The organism is Streptomyces sp. NPDC007901 (assembly GCF_042959465.1).
Taxonomy (GTDB): Bacteria; Actinomycetota; Actinomycetes; order Streptomycetales; family Streptomycetaceae; genus Streptomyces.
This window is the reverse complement of record NZ_JBIBKW010000047.1, coordinates 1-26,221: the sequence shown is the minus strand read 5'-3', so window position 1 is coordinate 26,221 and position 26,221 is coordinate 1. Positions and strand designations below refer to the sequence as shown.

Sequence of the window (26,221 nt, the reverse complement as noted above, 5' to 3'; positions counted from 1 at the left end):
GCTCTGCCTCCGGCAGCCGAATACTCGCTTCGCTCGTTTCGCGCGTCCCCGCGCGAAAAGCCCGCCTCCGGCGGTGGGTTATTGAATTGGCCTCCGGCCATTCCATAACCCTGCGTGCCTCCGGCACGAAAAGCGGGCAGATGGTTTGTGCCTCCGGCACAAATACGGGGTGCTGATATTGATAGTGGGGGTGGGGAGTTGGGTGGTGAGTTGGGGATCCGATTGACGGTTCGTCATGGCGCCTTTCCGAGGTGGAGGTTGAGGGGAATCTCCGATTCCCTGAAAAGCAGGAAGAGTTGAATTGTATTCCGTGGGAAAAAGCAAACCACGGAATACGAGAGAAGAGCAACCAGGCCCCTCCGGGACCTGGTTGCCGGTTGAAGGGTCAGGAGGTGGGGGGGTTGGGCTGCCTCCGGCAGAGCGCTCCACGGTCCAGGCCCGCCAGCGCCCCCAGCGCGGAGGCCCCGCCGACGCGCAACCACAAACCCCCGCCCCAATCCCCGAACCCGCCGCGCCACCCCAGCCCGGCCACCACCTTTCTTCTCATCCGGGCAGGGAGAGCGGCAGCAGAGGGGATGTCAGCTCCCCCGACCACGCACAAGAAGCCCCCTGACCTGGGATGTTGGAGAGGCCGGCCGCCGGTTGAGGACAGGAGATAGCGCAAGAGATCGTGCAGGGGTTCGCGCGTGGGGTAGTGCAACAGATCCAGAATGCTGTATTATGGAACATGTCGGAAGGGTTGGCCCCCAACCGGCACCGCCGAACGTTCGTCAACAGAAAGGCGTAAGCGTGGAGATCGTCATCAGCGAAGGCAAGGTGTCTCCCAGCGCGGACGAGATCACAACCCCTCAGGCCGAAAAGGCCCGCCGTATCGCGAACTTCCTCCCACGCCCTGAACTCCTCCGGGACGCCGTCATCGAGCACAACCAGGACGAGAAGACAACGTCAATTCGGTTCGAGACCACGGCCGGTCCCATCCGGATTCTCCTGCCGGTTGCCCAGGGATTCGAGTTCCACATCATCCACGACAGCGACACCGGGCCCCGCATTCTCGGGACGTTCCGAGGCTCATCCCTTTCGGTGCGAGCCATCGCATTCCGCATCAGTGAATTTCTGCGGACGCGCGGACTGAAGTAGCAGGCAATTCCGGGGGTCCGGTCTACCGGGCCCCCGGACAGCCCCAGCGCCTACACAACCGAAGGGACAATCACTGTGAGCATGACGAACATCGAGCCCGCCCACCGCGCCGTTCCCGCGACCGAGGGCGAGCGAGAGCAGATGCGGGCCGCCTTCCGGGCCGCCCTTGAGCAGCTCCCCGCGAACACCGGTTTCCCGCACAGCGTGCGCGAGGCGGCCCGCTCCCTCTTCGAGGTCGGATGGATCTCTGGCGTGCGGACCGGGCACACCGGGCCCGCACTGGCCGATGTGCCGTTGCCGCCCCACACGTTCGCTACAGCCCTCACCGGTCTGTTCGCCGCCATGCACACCGACAGCGGCCCCAGCCTTGGGCAGTTGGTCAGCTACCACGGGTCGCAGGAGCGCTGCCACGGCCGCTACTGGGTGACACGCATTGAGCGCGAACTGGACCGCCGAGGGCGAGAGTCCACGCTCTACCGCCTCAGCGAGTACAAGGACGGCGCCTTTGTCACCGCGCTGACCGGAGTCCACGCGTGGAGCGTCACGGCGCTGTCTCAGCACTGGCAGAGGGATTCCCTGTGAGCAACTGTCACGTCTGCGAGAACGGGCGCATGGCGTGCGTCCGGGACCGAAGGGTCGAGGAGCGCATGTCTCTGCCCGAGTGCGGCATCCTGACCCCGGGTGAAGCGTGGGCGGTTCACGAGGCCTACGAGAAGCCCGAAGCGTTCGACGGGGACTGGTAGCCGCCCCGGGGGTGGGGTGGCCGGAGATTTAATCGGTTGCCCCACCCCCCGAGATAGGTATTATGGAACTCGTTCGGCAGGGTTGGCCCCCTGCCGGACACGCCGAAAGTTCGTCACCAGAAGGGAAGCCCCAAGTGGCCCACGAGATCGAGCAGTTCACCGACGGGACCGCCGCTTTCGCCTCCGCCAACACGAGCGCCTGGCACAAGCTCGGCACCGTCACCGACGGCGCGATGACCGCCGAGGAGGCCATGAGCCTCGCGTCTCTGTCCGACTGGAGGGTGCGACTCCTCCCCCTGACCGCGACCGAGATCACGGCCGACGGAACCATGCCGCTGGACGTACCGCAGCACTTCGCGACCGCGCGGACCCACCCGAAGACCGGCCGCACCCAGACGCTCGGCGTGGTCGGCAGCGACTACCACCCCGTTCAGAACGAGGAGCACGCCGAGTTCCTCAACCTTCTGGCCGACGAGTCCGGCGCACACTTCGAGACCGCCGGATCGCTCAAGGACGGCCGTCAGGTGTTCCTCACCATGAAGATGCCGCAGGGGCTCACGATCGGCCAGGACGACAACGTCGATCTCTACATCGCGGCATTCAACAGCCACGACGGAGGCAGCGCCTTCCGGATCGTGGTGACGCCGGTCCGGGTGGTATGCGCGAACACCATGCGCGCGGCCATCCACGGGGCCCGTTCCTCGTTCGTCGTGCGGCACACCGCCGGAGCCAAAGCCCGCATCGCGCAGGCCCGTTCCGCCCTCGGGCTGACGTTTCGCTACGCCGAGGAGTTCGAGCAGGCCGCCCAGCGCATGATCGAAGCCGAGATGACGCTCAGTGAGCTGAAGTCCGTGGTGGACGAACTGTGGCCGGTCAAGGACAACGACCATGCCCGCACCAAGACCAACCAGCGCCAGCGGTGGGGAGCCATCTCGAACCTGTTCGAGCACGCCGACACCCAGGCCGGTATCCGGGGCACGCGGTGGGCCGGATACAACGCGCTCACCGAGTACGCCAACCACGTCGCCCCGGCCCGGGGTGCCACCGACGCCGCCAAGGCCGCAGCCCGCGCCGAGCGGGTCATCAGCGGAGCGGCCAACGACCTGATGGAGAAGGCGTTCGCCCTCACCACGGTCTGACCCCCTGACCGCCGGGTGGGCACCCCAACTCCCCCACCGGGGTGCCCACCCGGCCCCACCGGCCAGCACCGGCCGCCGCCCCCGAGCGCGGAGCGCTGCCCGCCGGCCCCTGCCGCGTAGCGGCAGTGCGTCGCGTCTGCGGAGCAGCCGCGCGCCAGGAACACGCCGTCCCCGTTCCCAGGCCGCGCCGACGGACGCCCATCAACGCGGCGCCCACCGCCCACCCACCGCCCCACGGAAGGCCATCCATGCCCATCGCGAAGTGGAAGATCAAAGGAATCGTCGACGACTACGACACGTGCGGGTGCTGCGGCCGCCGCGGACTCAAGCGCACCGTCGCGCTCATGCCGCTCGACGCCGACGGGAACGAGGACGGCACCCCCGAAGACGTCGCCTACTACGGCACGTCGTGCGCGGCTACCGCGCTGGGCTGGACGCAGGGCAAGGTCACCGACACCGCCCGCGCCGCCCAGGCCGAGCAGAACCAGCGCGACAACTACGCCCGCCGGATGATCAGCATCTACGCCCCGGTGGAGTTCGCCCCCGTGCGTGACAAGGCCCGCGTCTACTACGGCCGCAACCCCCACCAGCGCACCAGGGGCGTGAAGGCCAGCGAGGAAGTGGCGAAGCTGCTGGACGAGGCCCGCGCCACGCTGGCCGACACCACCACCGGCCCGGCCCGCCCGTCGCGGATCGAAGACTTCCGCCGCTACCTCGTGATCTTCACCAGCGACGAACGGATCCTTCTCGTGCACAGCCTGCCGGAGGAGGAGGCCGAGTGCCAGGAGCAGACCGCCGCCGCCCAGCGCCGCGCGAACCAGATCCGATGCACCGTCCGGATCGTGGCCGCGCTGGACGCCGAGGCCGCGCGCGACGTCGCGTACGCCGACGAACTGACCCGCGAGTGGAACACGAAGGCCTGGCAGGCCGCTCATGCCTGAACCCGCGCCCGTCCCCCGGTTGTTCATCGGCAGCCGTGTCACCTACCACGGCACCGTCCCCGAGATGCACGGCCGCACCCTGTACCTCCTTCCGTGCACGTGGTTCGGCCGCTGCCGAGCCTGTTGGGAGCAGGACGAGGATTTCGGCGAGCGGCAGCCGATGGAGCGGGACCACTTCGTGGCGGTCGACCTCACCACGGATGACCGCCTGCACCACGCCCGCCGGTCCCACCTGACCCCGATCCCGCACGAGTGGCCCGAGGACGCCGTTCCGTTCAACATCGACGGTTACTGGTACGCCGCCGCCTACACCACCTTTGGCGGAAGCGACGGGGCCCGGACCGTGCACTTCTACACCGCTGAGGACTTCCTTGGGCGCACGTGGTGCCACTTCCGGGAGCCCGCGCCCGACGTACACCGCCTGGACGAGCAGGCCCGCCGCCGCCCCGTCATCTGACCCGAGTCCCGCGCGCGACAGGGCGCGGGATTTCCCCGCCCGCCGCGCGTAGCCGGCCCCCACCCGTCGCCCCGCTGGAGTCACCGTGACGAGCCCGCACCTCGACCAGCCCTCCCGCGCCGACCGCCGTACCCTGCCCTACCCCGGAGACGAAGCGATCACCGCCGCCCGCGACCGCGCGCACCAGGCGTTCGCCCAGCTCTTCACCGCCCTGGGTGCCGGACGTCACCACCTGCACTACGCCGCCTTGGACGTCGACGGCCGGTACGCCGTGACCAGCGTCACCGTCACGGTGACGACCGCCCCCGCGTGGCACCTGGACGCCGACCCGGACGAGTTCACCGCCGTCGAGGCCGCCGTGACGGCCGCCCTGGAGGGCAGCTGCACCGTCCTGGCCACCCTGGTTGTGCAGACCGAGCAGGGCCCGGGCCCGGTCGTGTGCGGGTGGCGGATCGAGCGCGGATGGCTGCACGCCATGAGGGCCGCCGTCGTGCAGGCCGCCGTACCCGCCGCCCTCGCGTACCCCGCGCCCTTCCTGCCGGACCCGTCCATCACCGGCTGAAGTCACCGGCCCTGCCTTCCCCCCTTCCTTCTGTACGCCCCCGTGAGGAGACGCTCTGTGATCACCATGGCCACCCCGTCCGGCACCGTTCGTGCCGTGCCGTCCGAGGCGGACCCCGCAGGAGCCGTGCGCTACCGCCTCACCGGTGCCGCCAGCGGAACCGTCCACGTGACCGCGACCAGCAGCCCCGCCCGGTGGGACCGGTTCGACGCCGTCCGGGCCACCATCGGATCGGCCAGCGCGCGGGAGTGGCCCGCCGAGCCGCTGGTGCGCATCCGTGGCCGCGCCTACCAGGGCAACCAGGTCCGGGTGCTGGCCCACTCCGCCGACGTGCCCTGGGGATGGCTGGAACGCGACCTGACCGACACCAACGACCGGCCCGCGCCCGCACAGGCCAGCCAGACCCTGACCGCCGTACTGCGTGCGTGCGCCAGCGACTACGCCGCCCGCAGCGACTTCCCCAGCCTCCAGCACGCGGCCCGTCGCCACGACACCCCCCAACTGCTCACGTGGCTGGACGCGATGATCTCCCACGCGGAACGGGCACAGGCACGGTGGCTGGAGGAGGCCGCAGCCCACCGTGTCCAGGCCGCCCGCAGTCTCGCCGCCTGGTGGACGCTGGCCCGCTGGTTCGCCGACCGCCCGCACCCGGTGCTCGCGCTGCTGCTGGTCCCGGGCCGCGAGAGCCTGGCTCACCGCGCCGACTACCTGCCGAAGTGGGCCGAGACCAGCAGGCGCGCAGCCGACGAGGAGAGCCGCCGTCTGACGCTGTTCCGGTCGGAATACAAGGGGTTGACCCGACCCGCTGCCGCGCCGGAGAGCGAAGAGCGCGCGTACTTCGTGGTCGGTCAGTGGGCGGGCGGGGGCGACGTCGACATCTGGCACGTGGAGGAGGCTCCCGCCGATCCGGGCGAACGAGACGACGCTCACGAGCAGCACCAGGAAGACGCCGAGGAGGCTTTCGGCAGCGTCGAGGTCGTCCACGCCGTCAGCCCGCAGGCAGCAGCCGACCAGGCCCGCAGGGAAGCGCGCGAGACCAGCGGCCGCATCCACCGCGAACTCACCCGCCCGTAGGCCGACACACCCGCGCCCCCGGGGTGGCCTGCACGCCAGACCGCCCCGGCCCCGCCCGCTCCTGATCACGAGGAGAGACAACCCGTGGCATCGTTCACCCACGCCACCCCGGAACGCTGCGCCCAGCTGGGCCGCGCCGAGGGCATCACGGACGCGCCGACATGAGCAGCCCACCGCCGCCGTTCCGCCCCGAGGACTTCGAAGAGCGGTGCGAGACCTGTCACGCACCGCCGGGGCAGCTCTGCCACGCCTGGTGCGACACCGGATACACCGCCGCCGACGCCCGCGCCGACGCCGAGCGCCACGACACCCACCGCAACTCCAGGCCCCCCGCGCCGTAAGCGCACCGCCCCCACTCACCCACCCGCCCCCTGCACCAAGGGAGACCCACCATGGAACCGACCACCCCCGAAAGCCTTGAGCTGCTCGCGCGGACGGTTGCCGAGCAACTCGGCGCCAACCACGCGGAGAAGGACAGCGGCACCGGCCGCGTGCGGATCATCTACGCCGACGGCCGCGCCCTGGAACTCACGGCCAACCGCACCCGGACCCGGATCACCGTCACCGCGGTTCTGCCCGAGCAGGCAGCCGCGCACGGCATCGAGGTCAAGCCGATCACGGTCACCGCCCAGCCCCACCCCCGGCCCAGCGAAACCCCGGCCAAGGCCGCCACCCGGCACACGGCCGCACACATCCGGCGGCGGCTGCTCACCGCGCACACCGCCGCCCTGGCGGAGCTGCGCACGGTCACCGCCCCGCAGCCGGCCACGCTCCAGCGCGCCGAGGCCGCCGTGTCCGCATTCCCCGGCCAGCCCCGAGGCCCGGTGACGATCTCCGTGGCCCCGGTACACCGCACGCTGGGGCTGACCACCATGTGCGGCATCGCCTCGTGGCGAGGGATCTACGGGCCCTCACGCGCCGTGGCACCGTTCCTGGCCGACGCCCTGCGCCGGGCCGGACTGGCGACATCGGAGCAGTACAACAACAGCTACGTGTTCTTCGCCGAGCCCCCGGCCGGGCAACCCGGCAAACGGTTCCGGATCGCCCCCGCCCTCCCCTGGAAAGAAGGGTGGGATCTCGTCGACGAGTTCACCGGCATCCGCCTGCGCACATACTCCGACCAGGAGCGGGCCCAGGGGATCGCCGACAGCGCAAACAACGAGGCGGACGCGGCCCAGCACGCCGCCGTCGCATCCCTGGAGCTGCCGGGACTGTCGGACGACCTGGTCGAAGAGGAGGAATGGCGGTCCGTGGCCCTAAAGTTGGCCACCGCCGGGCACATGCCCTACGGCCTGGTCGACGTCGACTACACGCAGACACCGGGATTTCACATCTACCCCAGCGCGGGGGTGCGGACCGCCATGGTGGCGCGGCTGCTGGAGCCCTGGGGGGTGATCCGGCCCGGGGCCCGCCCGGAAGTCCCCGAATACGAAGTCGAGCGCTACGACGAGGACATGAAGGACTACGCGCGGCTCCTGACCGGTCCGGGGCGAACGGTGGACGTCAGGCTGGACGGCATCGAGGTCACGTTCACGGACCTACCGGCAGGGTCCTGACCTGCATTTTTCAGGGTGGGGCAGCGCCGCGAAAATCGGTTGCCCCACCCCCGGCATTAAGTATTATGGAACATGAAAGAGGGCGGTGGCGTCGAAGGCCCCCATGACCATCACCCACACCCGAGCCGGGGGAACCCTTGTGTCCGGCTCCGTGGCGGGTGACGGGGTGCTGCAGCTGCTCCAGCCGTTCCGCTTCCGGGCCTCCCCTGCGATCGGGATCTACCTGCGCGGCTCCCGCGACCGCCGCGCGGACCGGTACCGGATCAACCAGGCGGCCGACGCGCTGCGTTCGGCCGGCCACCGGGTGACGGTCGAGATCGACGAGACCCAGCGCCGGGCCTTCGCCGAGGCCGAGGAGGACCGCACCGAGCGGGCGGCCGGGCGCGCCGGGAACTTCGGCGCGCGAGCCGAGCGCCTGCAGGCGTCGTCGGACGCGAAGTGGGAGCGCGGGCGCCAGATCACGCGCGGGTACGCGGGAGAGCCGGTCAAGGTGGATCACTACTCGGCCAACCGGCACATGCGCGACCTGGACCGCGCACACCGCCTGTTCGGCCAGAGCGCCGAGGAGCAGCGGGAGGCCGACCGCCTGGCGGGCCGCGCCGACACGGCCGAGCACTACGAGCAGCACAGGACGAATCCGGGGGTGACGCTGCGCCGCCTGGAGCGCCTGAAGGCCGACCGGCGTGGTGTCGAGCGCCTGCAGGCCCGGACGGTCGAGGAGGCGAGCACGGGTGGGATCGCCCTTGAGGTTCTGGTGGAGGCACTCGTCCGGCTCGACGCCGACCACGCCGACCTGTGCGACGAGATCGGCCACTGGGAGCGGATCATCGCGGAGGCCGAGGCCGAGGGCGTGAAGCTGTGGGGGCCGGGCGACTTCAAGGCGGGTGACTTCGTGCGCTCCGGGAGCCGCCTGCTGGAGGTCTTGAAGGTCAACAAGAAGACGGTCACCGTGCCCGGCGGGCCCGAGGCAGGACCGGTCATCTCTCAGGCCAACCGGAAGTACTCGTTCAACGGAAAGCTCCCCTACGACAAGGTGACCGGCCGTGTCAGCGCCGAGGAGATGCGGGCGCTGCTGGCGGAGGCGGAGAAGGCGCAGCCGGGCGGGCCCACCGCCGCGAGCGGACCGGGCCCGCGCGACGCCTGAGCGCGCCGGTTTCCTGCGCGCGGGCCGCCATCTGCCGCCCTGGCCTGCGCCGTTGAGGGTGGGGCAGCGCTGGGAAATCCAGTTGCCCCACCCCAGATAACGTATTATGGAACATGCCACACCGAAGCGAGCGAGGAGACTCCCCCCGTGGACCTGTACAACGCGGCCGCGCTGCTCACCACCCACGCCCAGCACGCCTACACGCTCCAGCGCGAGGCCGGCGCCGCCCTCGCGCGAAACACCCAGAGCGACCCCCTGCGCATCGCCCGGCTCGCCCACCGGGCCGAACGCGCCGCAGAACTGACCGTGTTGTGGGACGGAGTCCTCCACCAGGCCCACGCCACCGACCAGCGCGACCTCTTCCCGCTCGCCGACCCCGCGCGCATCGTCTCCGCCGCCCGCACCCTGCGGACCCTCACTCGCGACGGCATCACCCGGGCCTACGACCTGACCTGCCAGCAGGCCCCGGACACCACCCCGGAGAGCCCCGCCCGGCACTGGGCAGCACGGCTCTTCCTGCTCCACACCAACATCGTCGACCACCTGCCCGGCGCCTCCACGGCCCCCGCCGTCCTCGCCGAGTTGCACGCCCAGCTCGCCGACGGCCCCGACGGCGTACGGGCGTCGGCCGCAACCACGGCCGCGCTGAAGCTGGTCACCACCCTGCGCGAGCGACTCGACGCCCCGCCGGTGGCCGCCCGGGACATCCCCGCCCGCGCGGGCGAGATCCTGATCCGCGCGCTGGAACTCGCCGCCTTCCAGGGGTGCAGCCTCACCAGCGCGCCCGGTCCCGGCAGCACCGCCGTACTCGTCCCCCTGGTCGAGGGCTGGAGGATCCAGATCGATGACGGGGGCTCCGCCGAGCACGCGCCGGAAGACCACGGCAGCCGCGGCGGAGGGTGGTCGGCCCGCCTGTACGACCCGGAGGGCGAAACGGTCGACACGGTCCGCCATCCCTCCTCCGACACGGCTGACGACTGCCTCACCGACAGCGCGGCATGCGTCCGCCAGCTGACGCAGTGGCGGGCCGAGAACCAGGGCAAGGGCCCCGTCCAGGACTGAGCACCGCCCCTCCCAGCCCGACCGAGACCGAGGAGACCCCGGTGTTCCCCGAGCCCGAACCCGAACACGCCCACCTGGACGCCGACCCGCGCTGCATCTGCACGCTCCTGCGCTGCGGCGGCTTCGACCTGTCCCCCGGCTGCCCCATCCACGGGATGACCTCGGGACGCACCTTCACCTGGCACTTCGCCGACCGGTGCCCCCACCGCTGACACCGCCGCCACGCGAGATCCCGCACACGAAAGGACCACCGCCGTGCCCCAGGCAGACACCCCGCTGGACACCGCCGACCTGTCCACGCTCGCCGACCGCCAGCAGGCCTGGTTCACCACCGGGCACGGGCCGGTGTTCGTACGGAGGTACGCCCGGTCCTCGGACTTCGTACGCGCCGCCGTACACTCCGCCAACGGCCAGGACCGCGCCGCGCTGCTCACCCTGCACCCCGACGCGTACCCGCTCGCCCCGGCCTGGCTGGCCGCCATCGCCGAGGCCGCGCCGCACACGGCCGACCACCGGCACCCGTCCGCCGCCATGTCCTCGGTCCGGCTGCTCGCGCGGATGACACCCGACCACCGCAACGGCATCCCCCGCCAGACCGACGGCTCCGCCGACTGGAGCATGCCCGGCGCCACCGCGCGCATCTGGCCGGACGGCAGGATCGAGCTGCGCGGCACCACCGGCACGGAGCTCACCGGCCGACTGGAGGGCTCCGAGTGGGATCACTGGAAGGTCGCCGCCGCGGCGGACGCAGGCCTGCGGCTGCTGTGCGCCCCCGAGGCCCTCCACCTGACCAGCACCGGGGAACCGTCCGGCTGGCACCGGCCACTGACCGGCCGCTGGACCGGGGCCGGACCGGGCAGGGCCGGGAGCGCAAGGGCGGTCAGGTGTACGACGCCACCACGGTGGCCCGCTGCTCCTGCGGCTGGAGCGTGACCGTCCCCTCGCAGCTGGGCCCCCGCGAGATGGCCAAGCAACACCGCCGTGCAGCCACCAGCGGCGAACCCGCGTAGACGCAGGCGCCCCTTCCCGACGACGAAAGAGGCTCCGCCATGCGCCGATCCGCTCCGCCCCCGCCGGCCCCCGAGCCCGATGACGACCGCCGGTGCGTCGACTGCGGCGTGCCCTGCACCGAGCAGGTGACGTCCATCCCCCGCATCGAGGGCGGAAGGCGCGCTGTGTACGCCTGCTCCGTCCACGCGGCCCGCCGCCGCCGGACGTCCTGACCTGCGTGTTTACGGGTGGGGCAGCGGCGAGAAATTCAGTTGCCCCACCCGCCGTTAACGGTATTATGGCACATGTCGAGAGGGTGGCTCCCTCCGGCACCGCTGAAAGTCCGTCAACCCAGCACAAGGAGGCCAGCCATGGCCACAGCCACCGAGTCCATGAGCGACCAGACGGCCGAGACCGCCCCGGCCGACGCCGACGAGGCGAACCTGACCGCCGTCCTGCTCGACCCGGACACGATCGTGCGCGACGACTGCAACGCCCGCGAGCACGACACCGAGCCCGACAACGACCTGATCAACTCCGTCAAGGCCGTCGGGGTCCAGGACCCGGTCAGCGTCCGCCCCCGTGAGGACGGCACGTACGGGGCGTTCAAGGGCTGGCGGCGCACCCAGGCCGCGCAGATCGCCAACGCCGCCGCCGAGTCGGAGGGCCACGAGAAGCGGCAGATCAAGGCGTACGTGCGCGCCGACCTGGTCGGCCGGGACGCCTGGACGCGGTTCCTGTCCCTGATCGAGAATCACCAGCGCCAGGGCATGTCCCCCAAGGACACCCTGAAGGCCGCCGAACTGTCGCTGATCGGGATGGACGAGGTCGAGCAGAAGCAGGCCGCGCGTGCCCTGGGCCTCAAGCGCGGCACCGGCAAGCAGCTCGGCCGCGCACAGCGGCTCGACGACGCCACCTTGCGCAAGGCCTCCGCCGGGGGCATGGACCTCGAACAGATCGCCCAGCTCGCCGAGGTCGAGGACGTGCCCCGCGCACAGGACCGCCTGTTGCGGGCGCTGGCCCGCGACGAGGCGGAGGACGGCGGCGGGCGCGGCCACTGGGACCAGGAACTCGCGCTTCTCAAGGCCGAGCAGGACGACCGCACCGTCCTCAAGGAGGCCGTCGCGGCGCTGGAGAAGGCGGACATCCCCCTGCTGCCCGCGCACACGGCGTACGGGGAGAAGGAGACCGCCCGGGCGCTGTCGGAGCTGACCACCCCGCTGGGCAGGCCCCTCGACGAGGCCAACCACAAGGGCTGCCCCGGCCACAGCGCCCGGCTCGACGAGGAGCACCAGCCGGTCTGGTACTGCGCCGACCCGGCCGAGCACGGGCACAAGGTGCGCCCGAAGCCGAAGCCGGAGAAGACGGCCGAGGACGAGGAGAAGGCCGCCGAGCGGGCCCGCACCACCGCGTGCAACCGGGCCTGGAAGGCGGCGGCCGGTCCACGGCAGGAGTTCGTCTCCCGGCTGGCGCGCTCCAGCAAGACCCTGCCGGAGGAGGCCTGGCGGTTCGCCGCCTCGGTGCTGCTGGACCTGCCCCGCTTCTACGGCAAGTGGGCCGGTCGGCAGGACGCCGAGGACGTCGCGGCGCTGCTCGGCGTGAAGCTGCCCGAGAAGCCGTTCGAGCGGGTGCGCATGTCGGAGCTGGTCACTCTCTCCAAGGCCCGGCTGCCGCAGGTGCTGTTCGCGCACGTGGCCGCCGCCTTCGAGCGCGACATGCGCGACCCGAAGGGCTGGAACGACGCCCGGATGCAGGTCCGCTTCCTGTGGGAGGACCTCACCTCCCAGCAGGCCGCCTACCTGCTGCTCCTGGAGAAGCTCGGCCAGGAAGACAAGGGCTCCTACCGGCTGTCGGAGGTCGAGGAGCAGGCCGTCGCCGCCCACCGGGGCGCGGACGCCGCCGCCGACTCCGACGGCGACGGCGCCTGAGCCGCAAGGCCAGTCAGCACGCGCAGGACGGCCGGGCACCGACGGTGCCCGGCCCCCCAACCCACGCTCGCTCGCCACCATCCGGAGTCCTCCATGTCCACGTCCGGTCCTGCGGAACCCACCCCGAGTCAGCGAGACCAGCCGCTCACCCTTGATGTGCTGCGCCGTCTGGTCGGCAACAACTGGGCAGGCCTTCCGGGCGCCACCCTGGTCGTGCTCTCCACCGACCCCGAGGGCAACGGCTTCTCACCGTTCAGCACATTCGCGCACGCCCGCTACGCCCCTGAAGGCGACGAGCTGCGCGGCGAGGTCTACCCGCTGGAAAGCGAACTCGCCCGGGACACCCGACTGCGCAAGCTCTACCCGCAGGTCCCCAAGAACGCCGTCGCCGCACTGGTGCTCTACCCGCTCAGCTGACCGCCGTGCACCCGGCGGGCACCGCGACAGCCGGTGCCCGCCCCCGGCCCGCCTTCAGGCACCGGTTCCCGCCGGGCGTGACAGACGCCCCGGCCCATCCCACGCAACAGGAGAAGGGACACTCCCATGCCCACCCTTGCCGAGGTCCGCGCCTTCATCCGCGAACTGCCCGACGTAGTGTCCGTGGCCGTCGTCCAGGAGGCAGCCACAAACCGGCTGCTCCAACTGAACGCCGGCCAACGCCCGGTCATCACGCCCGGCCGCACCGGGCGGATCACTGCCACGATCCGCCCGGCCTGCCTGCGCCTGCTGACCGGCACCGTCCAGCAGCCCAACCGCACGGGCACCCGCTTCGATTTCCTGCTGAACGAAGCCTCCACCGAGCGGCTGCGACTGGACCCGAACAACGGCGCCCGGTTCCGCATCGCCAAGGACGAGAAGCGCTACCGGCTCGCGAAGGTCCCGGCCTCGTGCATCGAGCTCGCCGACACCCCGGCCGACTCCTAAAACGCCCCGGAGATCCGGGGGCAGCGCGCGAGCGCTGCCCCCGGCCCCGCACCCGCACCCGCACCCGCCCGCAACAGTCCCGAACGGAGCGTGACTTCGATGAGCCGCGCGATCCCGGTGCGCTGCCTCGCCCGGCCGCTGGCCGGCGGACTGGTCGTGCCGTATGTCTCCCTGATCCACAACGGGCACGCCGTATTCGGCAGCCTCGACGCCGACCGTACCCGGCATGCCTTCCTCCAGCGCCTGTGCCAGATCTGCGCACAGCCGCTTGAAGAGCGGTTCTTCGTCATCGTCCGCCCCGCCGACCAGCAACAGGGCTACTCCCCCGAACCCGCGCTCCACCCGGAATGCCAGCCCTACACCGCGGCGAACTGCCCGATGCTCAACGGCACCGCCAGCCACTACCGCTCCCGCCCGGTGCTCGCCTCCCATCCTGCGGGCCGCCCCTGCCCCGACCCGTCCTGCCCGTGCCCCGAGCTGACTCCGGACGAGGGGCACGCCGCCCGCAGCGGACGGCCCCCCGACCGGTACGAGGCATGGATGATCGCCGCCCGGCACTACGAGCTGGTGTTCCGCCAGGACGCGCCCGACGTCCCGGCCAGGATCAGCCTGAACGTGCCCCTCCTGCGCCGCCGCGTTCTGCGTGAGGCCGTCCTTCCCGCCGACCACGCCGCCCTGCTCGACCTGCTGCGTGCCGTCCTGGGACCGGAGAGCCCCTAGCCCGTACGGCCCGCGCGCGGCCCGGCACGCCCGCCCCATCCGCGAGATCCCGAAGGGAAGTTGGATGCCCACCACGTACCCCGTCACCCTTCCGCCCGTTCCCGCCGCCCCGGAGACCGCCTGGCACGCCCAGCGCATCGGCGACACGGTCTTCGAGCGGCCGGATGAAGGGTGGTCCTCCGCCACGACCTTGTTCGCGATCGACGCCTCCAGCCCGGCCGAGGCGGAATTGCGCGTCCTGGCGTGGATCAACCACAGCTACGAGGACGACCTCCGCCAGGCGACCGCTACCGCCGAGCACCAGGCCGGCCCCGAGCGCTGGCACGTCAGCCTGCGCATTCTCGGCGAGTTCTGAGCCCGAGGCGGGCCCACCGCTCCGCCACCTACGAACGGAGATGAACCACCATGACCGCCCCCAAGCCGAAGACCACTGTCGACCGGACCACCCCTGTGGGTACGGCCGTCGTCGCGCTGCACAGGCAGCTGACCGATCTGGAGGAGCGCGCGGGCGAATGGCCCGGCGCGGACGTCGTCGGCATCCTTGACGAATGGCTGGAGCAGTTCGACTTCACCGCCCCGGCTCCGGCCGTCGCGCACATTCCGCCGCGCCCGCCAGGTCAGGCCTGGGTGCTGCGCCGCTGGGACCGGCACGGCGACGGCATCGCCCTGTTCACCGACGAGGACTGCGCGCTGGCCGAACTCGCGCGGCACGCGCGCGGAAACTGGGAGAACCTCCTGGGCGACGACACCGCCCCCGACGAGCCGCCCTCCGACGACCGTGCGGCCGTGGACCTCTACTACGGGCCCGACCGCGACAACCTCCCCGACGAGGGCTACTCGCTGGGCGCCGCCGCCATCAGCAGGCGAGGCCGCCCACGGATCGTGCCGTTCGTCTTCCAGTTCCCCGACGCCGCCGCCTGCGAGCGCGCCAGCCACGCCGCCGTCTTCCACCCAGCGATCCACGGCGCTCCGCCCTGCCTGGAGGTCGACGGCGTCCTGGTCTTCGCCTACCTCGACCCCCAGGTCGGCGCCGTTCGCGTGTCCGTCCACCTCGACAGCGCCCCGGACCACCTCGTGAGGTCCGATGGCACGGTGCCGCTGCGGGTGAAGGTCGAGGACACGATCGTGCTCGATGACAGCAACGCGGAGGGCGCGCCCAGGCCGCCGCTGCTGGACGCGCTGCTGAGCGCGGCCGACGCCGTGCGGATCCCGAAGGAGCCCATCGTCGCGGCGGCTCTGGCCGCTGGCGTCCTGTGGCGCTGCCCCGCCTGCCAGTGGGACAACCCGGCTGCGGCAACCTGCTGCGAGGGGCCCGGGCCCTGCCGAACCCCCCAGCCTGTCAGCGAAGTTGAGGCGGGGCGCGAGCTGTAGGCCGAGGCCGGCCTCTACGGGGCGGGTGTCCCCACGGTGGAGAAAAAGGGGGATGAGATTCCAACGAGATAGGTATTATGGAACTTGTCTGAATGACCGCCAGACTTTCGTCACATCAAGGAGCGCCTCCATGAGCGGAGAGACCACCGCTGTCATCCGCGGCCGCGTGTACGGGACCGTGCAGCTGCGCCACACCGAACGCGGCACGCCCGCCGCCCGGTTCACTGTGATGCAGGTCCCGCGCGAGTTCGACCACGCCCAAGGGCAGTGGCGCGACAGCGAACCGGTCCCGGTCATCTGCACCGTCACCGGACCGCTCGCCCGGCACGCCGCCGAGTGCCTCACCGACACCGTGCACGTGATCGCCACCGGACACCTGGCCCTGCGCGCAGGCCTGCTCCACCTCGACTCCGCCCAGGTCGGCGTGGACCTCGCCCGCCACGTCGCCTACATCGACGACACCCTGCCCGCCGTCCTCGCCGGACGCGCGCCCGCCCCGGCACCGCGTGCGACCACCGCCCCCGAGCCCACGCCCCGCGCCGAACCCCGACCGGCCGCCGCTCCCACCGCAGCGCCGGCTGACGACTGGTGGCAGTCGCCGACGCACCGCTCCTGGGACGCGGTCACCGCGCCCAGCCGCACCGGCCGCTGACGGCAGCCGCCCGGCATCCGCCGCTACCTCAGCAACCTCCAGCCCGCCCTCACCGCCTGGACCACGACCGCCGGCGTGACCTCGTTGAGGGAGATCACCAAGGACCAGGTGAAGAACGCCGTGGATGGGGTGACCGGCTACGCCCGCCGTGGGCTGGCCACGGCCATGCGCAGCCTCTTCCGCGCGCTGAAGCGTGAACGCGTGATCTTCGGCAACCCCGCCCGGGACCTCCCGGTCGGCGACATCAAGGGCGTCCCGAAGTCCATCCCCTCCGACCTCCTGGTGGGACTGCTCGACCAGGCGACCACACCGCTCGGCCGCCTCGTTGTGGCCCTCGCCGCCGTCCATGCTCTGCCCGGCAAGGAGATCCAGACCCTGCACACCACGGGCCTGGATCTCTCCCGGGGCACCCTCGAAGTCCGGCGCGGTCTGCTGCGGCACACTCTGTACCTGGAGGGGCTCACCCACCAGCTCGCCGCCGACTGGACGACCTACCGCCACCACCGCTGGCCGGCCTCGTCCAACCCCCACCTGCTGGTCGGTCAGAAGAGCGCGGTCGACCCCGACCATCCGGCCGTCAGCATCGGCACCCTGAGCGGAGCCCTTCCCCGCGGGCTGACACTGAGCGGCCTGAGACAAGACCGCATCCTCAACGAAGCAGCCGAAAGCGCCGACCCGCTCAGGCTGATGCGGCTGTTCGGCATCACCGAGCAGACCGCCATGCGCTACGTCACCGCCGCCCACCCCGAACGAACCGCCAAGCTGCCCAAGTAGCCCGCCTGGTTCAGCCCTGGAGGGTGGCGAGCCAGTCGGTCAGCAGGCGGTTGACCTCGTCGGGGCGTTCCTGCTGGATCCAGTGGCCGCAGCCGTCCAGGAGATGGGAGGCGGTCAGGGCGGGGAGGGTGGTGGGGTAGGCGTCGATGGCGTCGGCCATCCAGGTGGTGGAGGCGTCCAGGGCGCCGCCGATGAACAGGGCGGGCTGCTTGATCGGGGTTCCGCGGTGCGGGGCGAGGTCTTCCCAGTCTCGGTCCATGTTGCGGTAGCGGTTGAGTGCGCCGGTGATCCCTGTGCGCTCGAACTCCCCGGCGTAGACGTCGAGGTCGTCCTTGCTCAGCCAGACCGGGAGGACCCCCGTGGGGAAGCGGTCGCGCAGCCGGCCGCCGGCGCGGGCAACGAAGTGCGGGTCGGGTTCGCCCTGGGCGGGCATGGTGTCGGCGGACAGGGCCGCGTAGAAGCCCGCGAGCCAACCCCGGACGTCGGGCTCGATCTCCGCCTCGGCGCGGCCGGGCTTCTGGAAGTAGGAGACGTAGAACTCCTGCTCGGGGCCGCCGATCTGGCCGAAGATGTCGGTGGGGCGGGGGCCGCCGGGCGGCGCGTAGGGGACGCTCAGCAGGCCGACGGCGCGGAAGACCTCGGGGTGGAGCAGGGCGGAGGCGGAGGCAATGTTGGAGCCCCAGTCGTGGCCGACGACCACCGCGTTCTCCTCGCCGAGGGCGCGCACGACGGCAACGTTGTCCTCCACCAGGCCGAGCATCCGGTAGGCGCCGGTCGCCTCCGGCTTGGAGGAACGGCCGTAGCCCCGCACGTCGATCGCCACCGCCCGGTAACCGGCCGCGGCGAGGGCCGGGACCTGGCGGCGCCAGGAGTACCAGGACTCGGGAAAGCCGTGCACGAGCAGGACCAGCGGGCCAGCACCCTGCTCGACCAGGTGCAGGCGCCCGGCCGGAGCCTCAACGGTGCGGTGGCGGAGTTCGGCGGACGGCTCGGACTGCATGGGAGCTTCTCCTGGGTTCGCGGGTGGACGTAGGTACCCATCGATCATGCGACGCAGCCACCGTCCGACGCGATTACCCTTGCCATTCTGGCAAACTTGCAGGACAGGGCGATGGAGCGACGCGTTCGGAAGGGGTAGGAAGGGTGACGGGCGGCGATGTGGCCGACACGTTGGCGGCGATGGGCACCCGGCTGCGGGCCGCGCGCGAGCAGCGCGGCGTCACGCTCACCGGCGTCAGCTGCGCGACAGGCATCTCCCCGAGCACGCTGTCGCGGATCGAGACCGGCCGGCGCAAGCCCACCCTGGAGGTGGTGCTGCAACTGTCGAAGGAGTACGGCGTCTCCCTGGACGAGCTGGCCGGCACCGCACCCCCTCCCGCGGCCGGTCCCCGCACCTCGGCGCCTCAGCGTTACGGCGACGACAAGGCGGTGCTGCCGCTGACCCGGTACGTCGGCGGTCTGCACACCCACAAGCACGTCCTGCCCGCCGTGGAGGAGCCGCCCACGCGGCCGCGGCAGGTCTCGCACGACGGCTACGAGTGGCTGTGCGTCCTGTACGGGCGGCTGTGGCTCGCGCTCGGCGACCAAGACCTCGTCCTGACTGCCGGGGAAGTTGCCGAGTTCGACACCCGCACCCCGCATGGGGTGGTGAACGCCGGCTCCGGCGGGCCTGTTGAGTACCTGATTACTGACCTCAGCTCGTCGGGGTGAATCTCTGCGAAGTCCCCCAACGGGTGTGGGTGGGCGGCTGTATCCGTGGTGTGTGAGATATGCGGATGGGGGCGGGCTGACGCCGACGGCACGCTGGCGTCGGGAGACGGTACGGATGCAGGCGGCCGAGCTGTTCGAGCAGATGATCAAACCATCGGAAGTTGCACGGCGACTGCGCGTGAGCGTGAAGTCGGCTTATCAGTGGCACCAGTTGTGGCGGGACGGTGGTAGTCAGGCGCTGGCGTCCCGCGGTCCGAGCGGATCACGGTGCCGCCTGTCCCCGCGGTCTCTGGAGAAGTTGGCGGGGTATCTGGAGCAGGGTCCGGCCGCGCACGGCTGGGTGGAGGACCAGGTGTGGACCGCGTCGCGGGTGGCCACGCTAATCGGCAGGAAATTCCACGTCTCCTACAGCGTCTCCGGAACCACCAGGCTGATGCACCGGCTCGGCTTCAGTCCTCAGGTTCCGGCACGGCGGGTTGCCGAGCGCGACGAGCAGGCAGTCGCCGCGTGTAAAAGGGCCTGGGCGGCGTGCGGGGGCTACATCTGCTTCGAGGACGAAGCCGGCTTCACCCGCAGGCCGCCCCGGGGACGGACCTGGGGCCGACGCGGGGTGACTCCAGTCGTCACCATGAGTGGCCGGCGTTCGGGACGGCTGTCGGTGGCCGGGCTGATCGCGATGCGGCCGGGTTCCAGGACCCGGCTGTGTCACCGTCTACGGACCCACCCTGCGGGCAAAGTCACACGTCGCAGCATGGGCGAGCAGGACTTCATCGCGCTGATCGACGGCGTCCATCAGCTGGTCAGAGCGCCGATCGTGCCGGTCTGGGACCGCCTGAACACCCACGTCTCTCGCAGGATGCGGGAACTCGTCGCCGAGCGGGCATGGCTGACGGTGTTCCTGCTGCCCGCCTACTCACCCGACCTCAACCCCGTCGAATGGGTACGGGCACACGTCAAGCGCAGCCTCGCCAACCTAGCCGTCATGGCCCTCGACCGCCTCGAAGTACTTGTCCGCAACAGGCTCAAGTGCCTCCAGTACCGCCCCCACACCCTCGACGGCTTCATAGCCGGCACCGGTCTGGCTCTCCACGACCCATCACCCTGACGAGCTGACGCCGGTCATCGCATGGGGCGGCGCGAAGGGCCGGTTTTCGCTTCCCCGACGGGTAGTGGGGATCGCCCCGACCTGTAACGTGGCGATCTTCGGATGGCGTAGGCCCCGGAGTCCCGAAGGTGAATCCCCATGACGATCGACGAGCTGCCCGTCGCGTGGAGGCTGTCCCCCGAGGACGTCCAGGCGGGGTGGCGTGCGCTGTGGTGGACCGTGGGACCGGCCGGCGAACTCGCCGTGATGTTGGTCCAGCGACGCTACCTGAGCCGCGACAAGTATCCCCGCGGGTGGATCGGATGGCGTGCCGAAACGCCGTTCGACGGAGAGCTGGTCATCGCCTCCGGGCACGGGCAGCGGCGTATCCCGGTCGAAGGGATCGACATGCGGCCCAGCCACCTGGCTCTACTGCCAGGCTCCCGGTTCCTGCTTGCGTCGGGCCGTACCCACCGGGACCCGGAGGGAACCTGGTGGAAGAACGCCGTCGTGTACTCCCCCGAGGGCCTGCCAGAGGGTGCCTTCTGCATCGGTGACGACATCCCGGCCCTGGTCACTGACCGCAGCGGAGGCATCTGGACCGCCTACGGTGACGAGGGCATCTACGGTAACCACCCGGAGTCCGGGGCCGGCCTGGCGGGCTGGAACACTCGCGGTGTCGCGACGTGGGCACCGGAGGGGAGACTTCCCGACTGGCCACTGGAGGGTTGCACGGCCGCCACGGAAGGCGAGTCGGTGTGGCTGGTCTGGTACAGCCCCAAAGGAACCTTCCTCACCCGGATCACACCCTCCACCGGCGAAGTCGCGAGCTATCGCAGCCCGGTAAAGACCCCGGACGGAATCGCAGTGCGCGGCACGCGGGTGGTTCTGAGCAGCCGCGACCACTACAAGCGCAGCACCACCGTGACCCGCGCGGAGCTGGTCGGCGACGTGTGCGTCGCCATCGGCCAGGAGCGAGTGCGGGTGCCCGGGCGGGTGGTCATGAAGTGCGGCCAGGGCCGCGACGGAACCCTATGGCTCCGAGCCGGCCGTACCTGGGTACGCATCGACGCCTGAGACCCGCGACCGTCAGACCAGCGGCAGGGTGCCCGTCAGGCCCACCGGTCGGCGGTCGGGGAGGCGCCGACCGCCGCCGAGAGATGCCGGCGCAGGGAGACGACCCCACCGAAGCCCGCATGGGCCGCGACCTCCTCAACGGATTCCTCGCGGGAAGCAGCCTCTCTCGACCTCCCACCACCATCACCCTGAAGCGCCGACGCCAGTATGTTCGGGCCCCAGGGCGAGCGCCTACGGCTGCGCACCCCTCCGGCCGTTGGCCGCGGGAACCGTCAGCCGAATCGCGCCCAGGCCGGCCGCGAAGCGCATCCGTAGGATCCGGAACCCGTTCCGACAAGACAGCGAAACCGCGACTTGCACGCAGGTTCGCGGCCAAGGGCCGCCCAGATTCCTGGAACTCGCGCGCTACTGACCGGACCGCACAGAAGATCCGCCGCCGGGAGCAGGGTCACCAGTACGCCGCCGCCCAGCTCGTCGCGATCGGAGCCCCGCGGTCGCAGCCCGGCTGCGACCCCGCCCTCTGGCTGCGCGAGGCCCTGGCCGCGGTCGGAGCCCGCAACGTCCGGCACCGCGGCGCGCACCGCTTCGTGTTCCGGCTCGGCCGAACCCGCCGCGAGCGGGAGGAGATCGAGCTCGGCCTCCCCGCACTTCGGCCCTATCCCAAGCAGCCCGACCCCGAACCATCGCCCGCCTGACCTACAGCGGCACCGCCCCCCTGAGTTCCGACTGCTTCTCGTCTCACTGGAGTTGACATGCCTTCGCGTCCCACCAGCTCGTCCACCACGCCCGACCTGACCTCGTACGATCTGCTCGCCCCGCAGCTGTCCGGCGGAAAGGACAGCGCGGTCATGATGGCCGTGTTCATGGAAGCCGCCGACTCCGCCGGCGTCTCCGACCGGGTGATCTCGTACCACTCCAGCCTGGGTGTCCTGGAGTGGCCGTCCGTCATCTTCGACGGCATCCGCTACCCAGGGGTGTCCGAGCTCGCCGCCCTGCAGAGCGCCGCGTTCGGGGTGCCCGCCGACCGGCACTTGGAGGTCACCCGCACGATGCCGGGCCCGGACGGGACCCGGATGCCCCACAGTCTGCTCACCGAAATCGCGGCGTACGGGCGGTTCCCGCGCAAGGGCAGCCCGTACTGCCGCAAGAGCGCCAAGGAGAGCGTGGTCTCCGCCGCCTGGACGCCGATCGTCGACCGCCGCAAGCGCGAGCTCGGCCGACCGGTGCGGATCTTAAAGGTCATGGGCTTGCGCAGCGACGAGGGCCGCGACCGCAGGAACCGCCCGGCCTTCCGTACGGTGCAGGTCAACGGGGCGCGGGTGGTGGACGAGTGGCTGCCCGTCAAGGACTGGTCAACCGCCGCCGTCAAGGAGTGGCACGTCGACGCTCCGGTTCCGTACTCCTGGACGTACGATCCGTGCCCGGTGCCGGCGACTGGTCCGGTACCTCCCGGTGCTCCTGCTCGTTGTGCGTCTTCGCCTCCAAGCGCGATGTGCTGCTCTCCGTCGGCCGGCGGCCGCGGCTGGCCGACCTGTACGCCGAGGTCGAGCGAGTGCGGGGCGACAGCTTCCGAGCGGACTGGCGCATCGGCGACCTGATGCGGCACGCCGAGCAGTGCGGGGCGCCCGACCCCGGCGTCGTCTGCCCGGACGACGGTCCGGAGTTCACCGCCCTCACGATGCAGGTACGGGCGGCGCTGCAGAGGGAGCCCCGCAAGGAACCCGAACTGGCTCGCATTCGCGGCCGCGCTCTGTGCGACGGCTGCACCGTTCACAGCTGATGACCACCGTCTGCCGCGCCAGCCGAAGCCCGCGGCGCGGCAGGCGCCCTACAGTGGAGAAGGAGATGACCATGGAGATGAACCCCACAACCCTGCTGCTCGATCTCGTCGCCCAGGCCCACCGTGTGAGCGACCCGGACACGCTGCACGACCTGCTGTCCAGCGGCCATCGCGCCTGGTGCGAGGGCGTCGCCGACGTCCAGGCCGGTGTGGAGCGGGAAACGGCGAGCCTGTCCGACGTCCAGGTCGCCGAGTGGTGCACCGCTGCGGACGTGCCGTGGGAGGAGGGGATGACGCGCAAGGAGGCGGTCTCCGCCCTCGCTTTCGTCACGTGGGATGCCACACCGTCCGCAATGGCCTACACGGAGCTGGAGGAGCATGCGGCGCGCTTCGGTGTGTGCCTGCTGGGCGAGGACCTGCTGTAGACGGATTTGGCGTCGGGCTGGACAGCAAACCACCTCCTTTGGCATTATCGAACATGTCGCACTCGTCCGGGTGCCGGCACCGCCGCGCTGACTCTTCCAAGGGGACCTGATGTCTTCCGCCGACCGGCTCGTGGGCACCGCGCAAATCGTGTCCGAGTTCGGCACGAGCAGGCCCCGGATCAGCGAGTGGAGCAACACCCCCGACAGCGGTTTCCCCGCCGTCGCGCACACCGAGGGCCGCAAGCAGTTCTGGCGCTACAACGAGGTCGCCGCGTTCTTCGCGCAGCGTGCCCCGAAGAAGCGCGCTCTGCCGGCCGCGGTACTCGAGGCCGACCAGGACGAGCTGCTGACCAAGCGGCAAGTAGCCGAGCTTCTCGGGTACACCCGCACGTCGACCATCGATGCGTACCTCCGCGACCGGCCCGGCTACTTCCCGGAGCCCGACGAGGACATCGACGGCCAGAAGTGGCGCCGCGGCACGGTCGTGTCCTGGGCGACCGACCGCCCCGGCAAGGGCCGGCGCAGCTCCGCTCCGGCGGCAGCACGGCCTGCGGTGTCGGCGGACGGCGACCCCGACGAGCTGCTCGGTACGGCCGAGGTCGCGGCGCTGCTCGGCTACGGCAGCACGGCTTCCTTCTCCAGCGCCCTCTACCAGGGGCGCATCCCCGAACTGCCCGAGCCGGACGCCCAGGTGAAGGAAGAGGGCAGCCGCGGACCGGCCCGCAAGAAGTGGCGGCGGGCAACCGTCGTCGCTGCCGCCCGCAAGCGCGGTGTGCTGCCGCCGGCCGACCAGGACGAGAATGAGGACCTGGTCGGCGCCGCCGAGGCAGCCCGCATCCTGGGATACAGCAACGCCGACAGCCTCATCAGCGCGCTTGGACACGGGCTCCTGCCCGACCTCAAGCAGCCCGACGGATACGAGTACCGGCGCGGCAGCAGCGGCCGCCCCCGTCAGCAGCGCTGGAAACGCTCCCGCCTCGAGGACCTGGCAGCCCGCCGCTCCTCGCCCTCCTGACCGCGGCGCACCGAACCGCGTCGCAGGCGGGATACCGTAAGACCGCGGCCTCTGGTTTAAGGGATCGACGAACTCCCGGCGGACCAGACGCCGCACGATGGCCGGCATGGAGAGGCCAGCCACCTCTCCCCCGCGAAGCCGCACGGCTTCGCGGAACCGGCCATCGCTACGAATCTGCTGCTACTTCTGCCTCAGCCTCTCGGGGAAGCACGTCCCAAGCGTCTTGAGAACGACGCTCGTGCCCAGTGAACGTCAGCTGTTGGTTCTCTGCTGACCTGGCGAGTGGGCGGTTCCCCTGAGCTGGGGCTCGCCAGTTGGGGTGAGATGTCCATCGGCTGTCTTTCTCATTCAAGGTGGCGACTTTCGGGAACAGCAGCGGCGGCTGACGAGGCGATGTCGAGGAGTTGGTCGTGGAGTCCCGGGCGGGCGAACAGAGCGGCTCCGGTGTCGGTGCGCTGCTGGCCCGAGAGGTCGCTGAAGACGCCGCCAGCCTCCTCGACGATCGGGATCAGGGCCGCGATGTCCCACGGACCGGCTCCCAGCAGGAGGAAGCCGTCGAGCTGGCCTGTTGCGACGAGGAGGGCGCCATGGCAGGTGCCGGATCCTGTGGACGGCTTCTTGAGAAGAGGTGCAGTGGAATCCGCCTTGGACCAGTCCAATGCCGGGGTGGTCCGCGCGGTGCGGGCCGCCAGTGCCGTGGCAACGACGCGTTGCGCCTTGTTCAGCCTGGTCGGGGGCGGCCAGATCCCGAGAGCAGAGTCGGCAGCGTTGCCACCTTCGCTGATTCTCAGCCGGTGGGCGGGGGTGGGGTGGGCAGGTAGTGGTCCGGTCCACGCACCGTGGCTCGGCAGTGCCCACCAGCGGCGGCCCAGCGCAGGAGCAGAGACCATGCCCAGGGTGATGCGGCCGTCGACCTCCAGCGCGATCAGGGTGCTCCACTCGGGATCCCCGGCCAGGAAGCTGGCCGTGCCGTCGATGGCGTCAATGATCCAGCGGCGACGGCCCTGACCGTGCGCGCCGGACTCTTCACCGACGATCGCATCGCCGGGGCGCTGCTCGTGGATGCGACGGAGTAGTGCTTCTTCGATCTCCCGGTCAGCGGCGCCGACCGGGCTTCCATCGCTCTTGATCTGTACTGCTTGCTCGTCTGCTCGCCAATGTCGGCGAGCGATGCTGGCTGCGTGATCGGCAAGGTCATGGGCAAACGTCAGGTCTGCTGAGTCCGGCATGAGTTGCACTCTGCCCGCCCGAGCTACCGTCGAAATGCGGCTCGTTAGGCGACGGAATGCCCGTTGCGGGTCAGAGGTCCGGACGGTCAGCTCGTGTCCGCTGACGTTCGCGCCGCGGTGGATTCCCCGATTGGGAACGCGGGACCTGTTTGGGATCTCCGGACTCTCCTGGTAGGTGAATTCTGTGGCCGCCGCGAGGGCGCGGCGAGCGTCCTCTGTTGTGGCGGGGGGCTGGCTGCGTTCCCGAGCGTGGCTGTGGATTGCTCGTACGAAGCTCTCCAACCAGCTGGTGAACCGCGCGCGTGCGGCAGGATCGTCGCGGTCGTCGATCGTATCGGCGAGTTCACCCAGCCAGTACGTCGCCCAGCTGTCCAGGACCAGGCCGTCGCGGTGCTCCAGAAGCAGCCGGGTGATGTGCCGGGCGACCGGGAAGCGCCGTTCCTGCACGAGGATCAACGCCCGCTCGGCCCGTTCTTCGGCGGCCGTGCGATCGGCGTGTTCACGGGCGACTTCGGGGGCGCGGCGCTCACCCGGCTCACGTACTTGCTCGGCCTTCAGCCGTTGGGCCTTCTGGTAGGCGCCCTGCTTGGACGTCACGCACAGCGCTTCGGTGAAGTGCTGCCACGGCACGCGATGGTGTCCCTCGTCGTGGTGTAGGCGATCAGCTGGCGGGCTTGTTCGGGGTGTTGGGTAGTGCGGGGGCGCTTTCGAGGCGTTCGCGGTAGAG

The 26,221-nt window shown here is 70.9% G+C and carries 30 protein-coding genes; 28 read left to right on the top strand and 2 right to left on the bottom strand.

Annotated features, from left to right (window positions below; translation table 11 throughout):
• The first annotated feature begins 789 nt into the window (after positions 1-789).
• From ACFZDK_RS54015 to ACFZDK_RS53915, 21 genes are all read left to right on the top strand, one after another.
• Entirely contained in the window at positions 790-1,137 is a 348-nt protein-coding gene (locus ACFZDK_RS54015) for a hypothetical protein (protein WP_390986361.1), read from the top strand.
• Between the two features lie 81 nt (positions 1,138-1,218).
• Positions 1,219-1,719 carry a hypothetical protein gene (locus ACFZDK_RS54010; protein ID WP_390986358.1) on the top strand — a complete coding sequence of 167 codons (501 nt, stop codon included), beginning with the start codon at positions 1,219-1,221 and terminating at the stop codon, positions 1,717-1,719.
• A gap of 295 nt (positions 1,720-2,014) precedes the next feature.
• On the top strand, positions 2,015-3,019 hold the full coding sequence (locus tag ACFZDK_RS54005; protein ID WP_390986356.1) for a DUF932 domain-containing protein: 1,005 nt from the start codon (positions 2,015-2,017) through the stop codon (positions 3,017-3,019).
• A gap of 248 nt (positions 3,020-3,267) precedes the next feature.
• Positions 3,268-3,960, top strand: a complete 693-nt coding sequence (locus ACFZDK_RS54000; RefSeq protein ID WP_390986354.1) for a hypothetical protein — start codon at positions 3,268-3,270, stop codon at positions 3,958-3,960.
• A complete protein-coding gene (locus tag ACFZDK_RS53995) occupies positions 3,953-4,417 on the top strand; it encodes a hypothetical protein (protein ID WP_390986351.1) in 465 nt (154 codons plus the stop codon). The genes ACFZDK_RS54000 and ACFZDK_RS53995 overlap by 8 nt, the downstream gene beginning before the upstream one ends.
• A gap of 85 nt (positions 4,418-4,502) precedes the next feature.
• Positions 4,503-4,979, top strand: coding sequence for a hypothetical protein (locus ACFZDK_RS53990; protein WP_390986349.1), 477 nt, complete (start codon positions 4,503-4,505; stop codon positions 4,977-4,979).
• A gap of 57 nt (positions 4,980-5,036) precedes the next feature.
• Positions 5,037-6,053, top strand: coding sequence for a hypothetical protein (locus ACFZDK_RS53985; RefSeq protein ID WP_390986347.1), 1,017 nt, complete (start codon positions 5,037-5,039; stop codon positions 6,051-6,053).
• Positions 6,054-6,214: 161 nt separating this feature from the next.
• Positions 6,215-6,394, top strand: a complete 180-nt coding sequence (locus tag ACFZDK_RS53980; RefSeq protein ID WP_390986344.1) for a hypothetical protein — start codon at positions 6,215-6,217, stop codon at positions 6,392-6,394.
• A gap of 51 nt (positions 6,395-6,445) precedes the next feature.
• Entirely contained in the window at positions 6,446-7,609 is a 1,164-nt protein-coding gene (locus ACFZDK_RS53975) for a hypothetical protein (RefSeq protein WP_390986341.1), read from the top strand.
• A 103-nt stretch (positions 7,610-7,712) separates the two neighbouring features.
• Entirely contained in the window at positions 7,713-8,753 is a 1,041-nt protein-coding gene (locus ACFZDK_RS53970; protein ID WP_390986339.1) for a DUF3560 domain-containing protein, read from the top strand.
• 147 nt (positions 8,754-8,900) lie between these two features.
• A complete protein-coding gene (locus ACFZDK_RS53965; RefSeq protein WP_390986336.1) occupies positions 8,901-9,815 on the top strand; it encodes a hypothetical protein in 915 nt (304 codons plus the stop codon).
• A 41-nt stretch (positions 9,816-9,856) separates the two neighbouring features.
• Positions 9,857-10,027 (top strand): hypothetical protein, encoded by a 171-nt coding sequence (locus ACFZDK_RS53960; RefSeq protein WP_390986333.1) that lies wholly within the window; start codon positions 9,857-9,859, stop codon positions 10,025-10,027.
• A gap of 43 nt (positions 10,028-10,070) precedes the next feature.
• Entirely contained in the window at positions 10,071-10,748 is a 678-nt protein-coding gene (locus ACFZDK_RS53955; RefSeq protein WP_390986330.1) for a hypothetical protein, read from the top strand.
• A 428-nt stretch (positions 10,749-11,176) separates the two neighbouring features.
• Positions 11,177-12,733 carry a ParB N-terminal domain-containing protein gene (locus ACFZDK_RS53950; protein ID WP_390986328.1) on the top strand — a complete coding sequence of 519 codons (1,557 nt, stop codon included), beginning with the start codon at positions 11,177-11,179 and terminating at the stop codon, positions 12,731-12,733.
• A 93-nt stretch (positions 12,734-12,826) separates the two neighbouring features.
• Positions 12,827-13,150, top strand: a complete 324-nt coding sequence (locus ACFZDK_RS53945) for a hypothetical protein (RefSeq protein ID WP_390986326.1) — start codon at positions 12,827-12,829, stop codon at positions 13,148-13,150.
• A gap of 126 nt (positions 13,151-13,276) precedes the next feature.
• Entirely contained in the window at positions 13,277-13,657 is a 381-nt protein-coding gene (locus tag ACFZDK_RS53940) for a hypothetical protein (RefSeq protein ID WP_390986323.1), read from the top strand.
• 99 nt (positions 13,658-13,756) lie between these two features.
• Positions 13,757-14,377 (top strand): cell envelope biogenesis protein OmpA, encoded by a 621-nt coding sequence (locus ACFZDK_RS53935; RefSeq protein ID WP_390986321.1) that lies wholly within the window; start codon positions 13,757-13,759, stop codon positions 14,375-14,377.
• Positions 14,378-14,441: 64 nt separating this feature from the next.
• Positions 14,442-14,732, top strand: coding sequence for a hypothetical protein (locus tag ACFZDK_RS53930; protein WP_390986318.1), 291 nt, complete (start codon positions 14,442-14,444; stop codon positions 14,730-14,732).
• 50 nt (positions 14,733-14,782) lie between these two features.
• Positions 14,783-15,748, top strand: coding sequence for a hypothetical protein (locus ACFZDK_RS53925; RefSeq protein ID WP_390986315.1), 966 nt, complete (start codon positions 14,783-14,785; stop codon positions 15,746-15,748).
• A 130-nt stretch (positions 15,749-15,878) separates the two neighbouring features.
• Complete coding sequence (locus tag ACFZDK_RS53920) at positions 15,879-16,400, top strand: single-stranded DNA-binding protein (protein ID WP_390986313.1); 522 nt, start codon at positions 15,879-15,881, stop codon at positions 16,398-16,400.
• A 75-nt stretch (positions 16,401-16,475) separates the two neighbouring features.
• Entirely contained in the window at positions 16,476-17,174 is a 699-nt protein-coding gene (locus ACFZDK_RS53915; RefSeq protein ID WP_390986310.1) for a hypothetical protein, read from the top strand.
• Between the two features lie 10 nt (positions 17,175-17,184).
• Here the strand turns inward: ACFZDK_RS53915 and ACFZDK_RS53910 are convergent, their stop codons facing one another.
• Positions 17,185-18,174: an alpha/beta fold hydrolase gene (locus ACFZDK_RS53910; RefSeq protein WP_390986308.1), complete on the bottom strand. Its 990-nt coding sequence runs from the start codon at positions 18,172-18,174 to the stop codon at positions 17,185-17,187.
• A 143-nt stretch (positions 18,175-18,317) separates the two neighbouring features.
• Between ACFZDK_RS53910 and ACFZDK_RS53905 the strand changes: the two genes are divergently transcribed.
• From ACFZDK_RS53905 to ACFZDK_RS53875, 7 genes are all read left to right on the top strand, one after another.
• Positions 18,318-18,884 (top strand): helix-turn-helix domain-containing protein, encoded by a 567-nt coding sequence (locus ACFZDK_RS53905; RefSeq protein ID WP_390986305.1) that lies wholly within the window; start codon positions 18,318-18,320, stop codon positions 18,882-18,884.
• A 115-nt stretch (positions 18,885-18,999) separates the two neighbouring features.
• Positions 19,000-19,989 carry an IS630 family transposase gene (locus tag ACFZDK_RS53900; protein WP_390986302.1) on the top strand — a complete coding sequence of 330 codons (990 nt, stop codon included), beginning with the start codon at positions 19,000-19,002 and terminating at the stop codon, positions 19,987-19,989.
• A 138-nt stretch (positions 19,990-20,127) separates the two neighbouring features.
• Entirely contained in the window at positions 20,128-21,045 is a 918-nt protein-coding gene (locus ACFZDK_RS53895) for a hypothetical protein (RefSeq protein WP_390986299.1), read from the top strand.
• 752 nt (positions 21,046-21,797) lie between these two features.
• A complete protein-coding gene (locus ACFZDK_RS53890; protein ID WP_390986296.1) occupies positions 21,798-22,643 on the top strand; it encodes a hypothetical protein in 846 nt (281 codons plus the stop codon).
• Positions 22,643-22,825 (top strand): hypothetical protein, encoded by a 183-nt coding sequence (locus tag ACFZDK_RS53885; RefSeq protein ID WP_390986293.1) that lies wholly within the window; start codon positions 22,643-22,645, stop codon positions 22,823-22,825. The genes ACFZDK_RS53890 and ACFZDK_RS53885 overlap by 1 nt, the downstream gene beginning before the upstream one ends.
• A 71-nt stretch (positions 22,826-22,896) precedes the next feature.
• The gene (locus ACFZDK_RS53880; RefSeq protein ID WP_390986290.1) at positions 22,897-23,250 is read left to right on the top strand and encodes a hypothetical protein; all 354 of its coding nucleotides are present in this window, start codon (positions 22,897-22,899) and stop codon (positions 23,248-23,250) included.
• A 109-nt stretch (positions 23,251-23,359) separates the two neighbouring features.
• Positions 23,360-24,265, top strand: coding sequence for a hypothetical protein (locus tag ACFZDK_RS53875; RefSeq protein WP_390986288.1), 906 nt, complete (start codon positions 23,360-23,362; stop codon positions 24,263-24,265).
• Between the two features lie 344 nt (positions 24,266-24,609).
• On the opposite strand, the gene ACFZDK_RS53870 is transcribed toward ACFZDK_RS53875, so the two are convergent.
• On the bottom strand, positions 24,610-26,124 hold the full coding sequence (locus tag ACFZDK_RS53870; RefSeq protein WP_390986285.1) for an inositol monophosphatase family protein: 1,515 nt from the start codon (positions 26,122-26,124) through the stop codon (positions 24,610-24,612).
• Between the last annotated feature and the right edge of the window lie 97 nt (positions 26,125-26,221).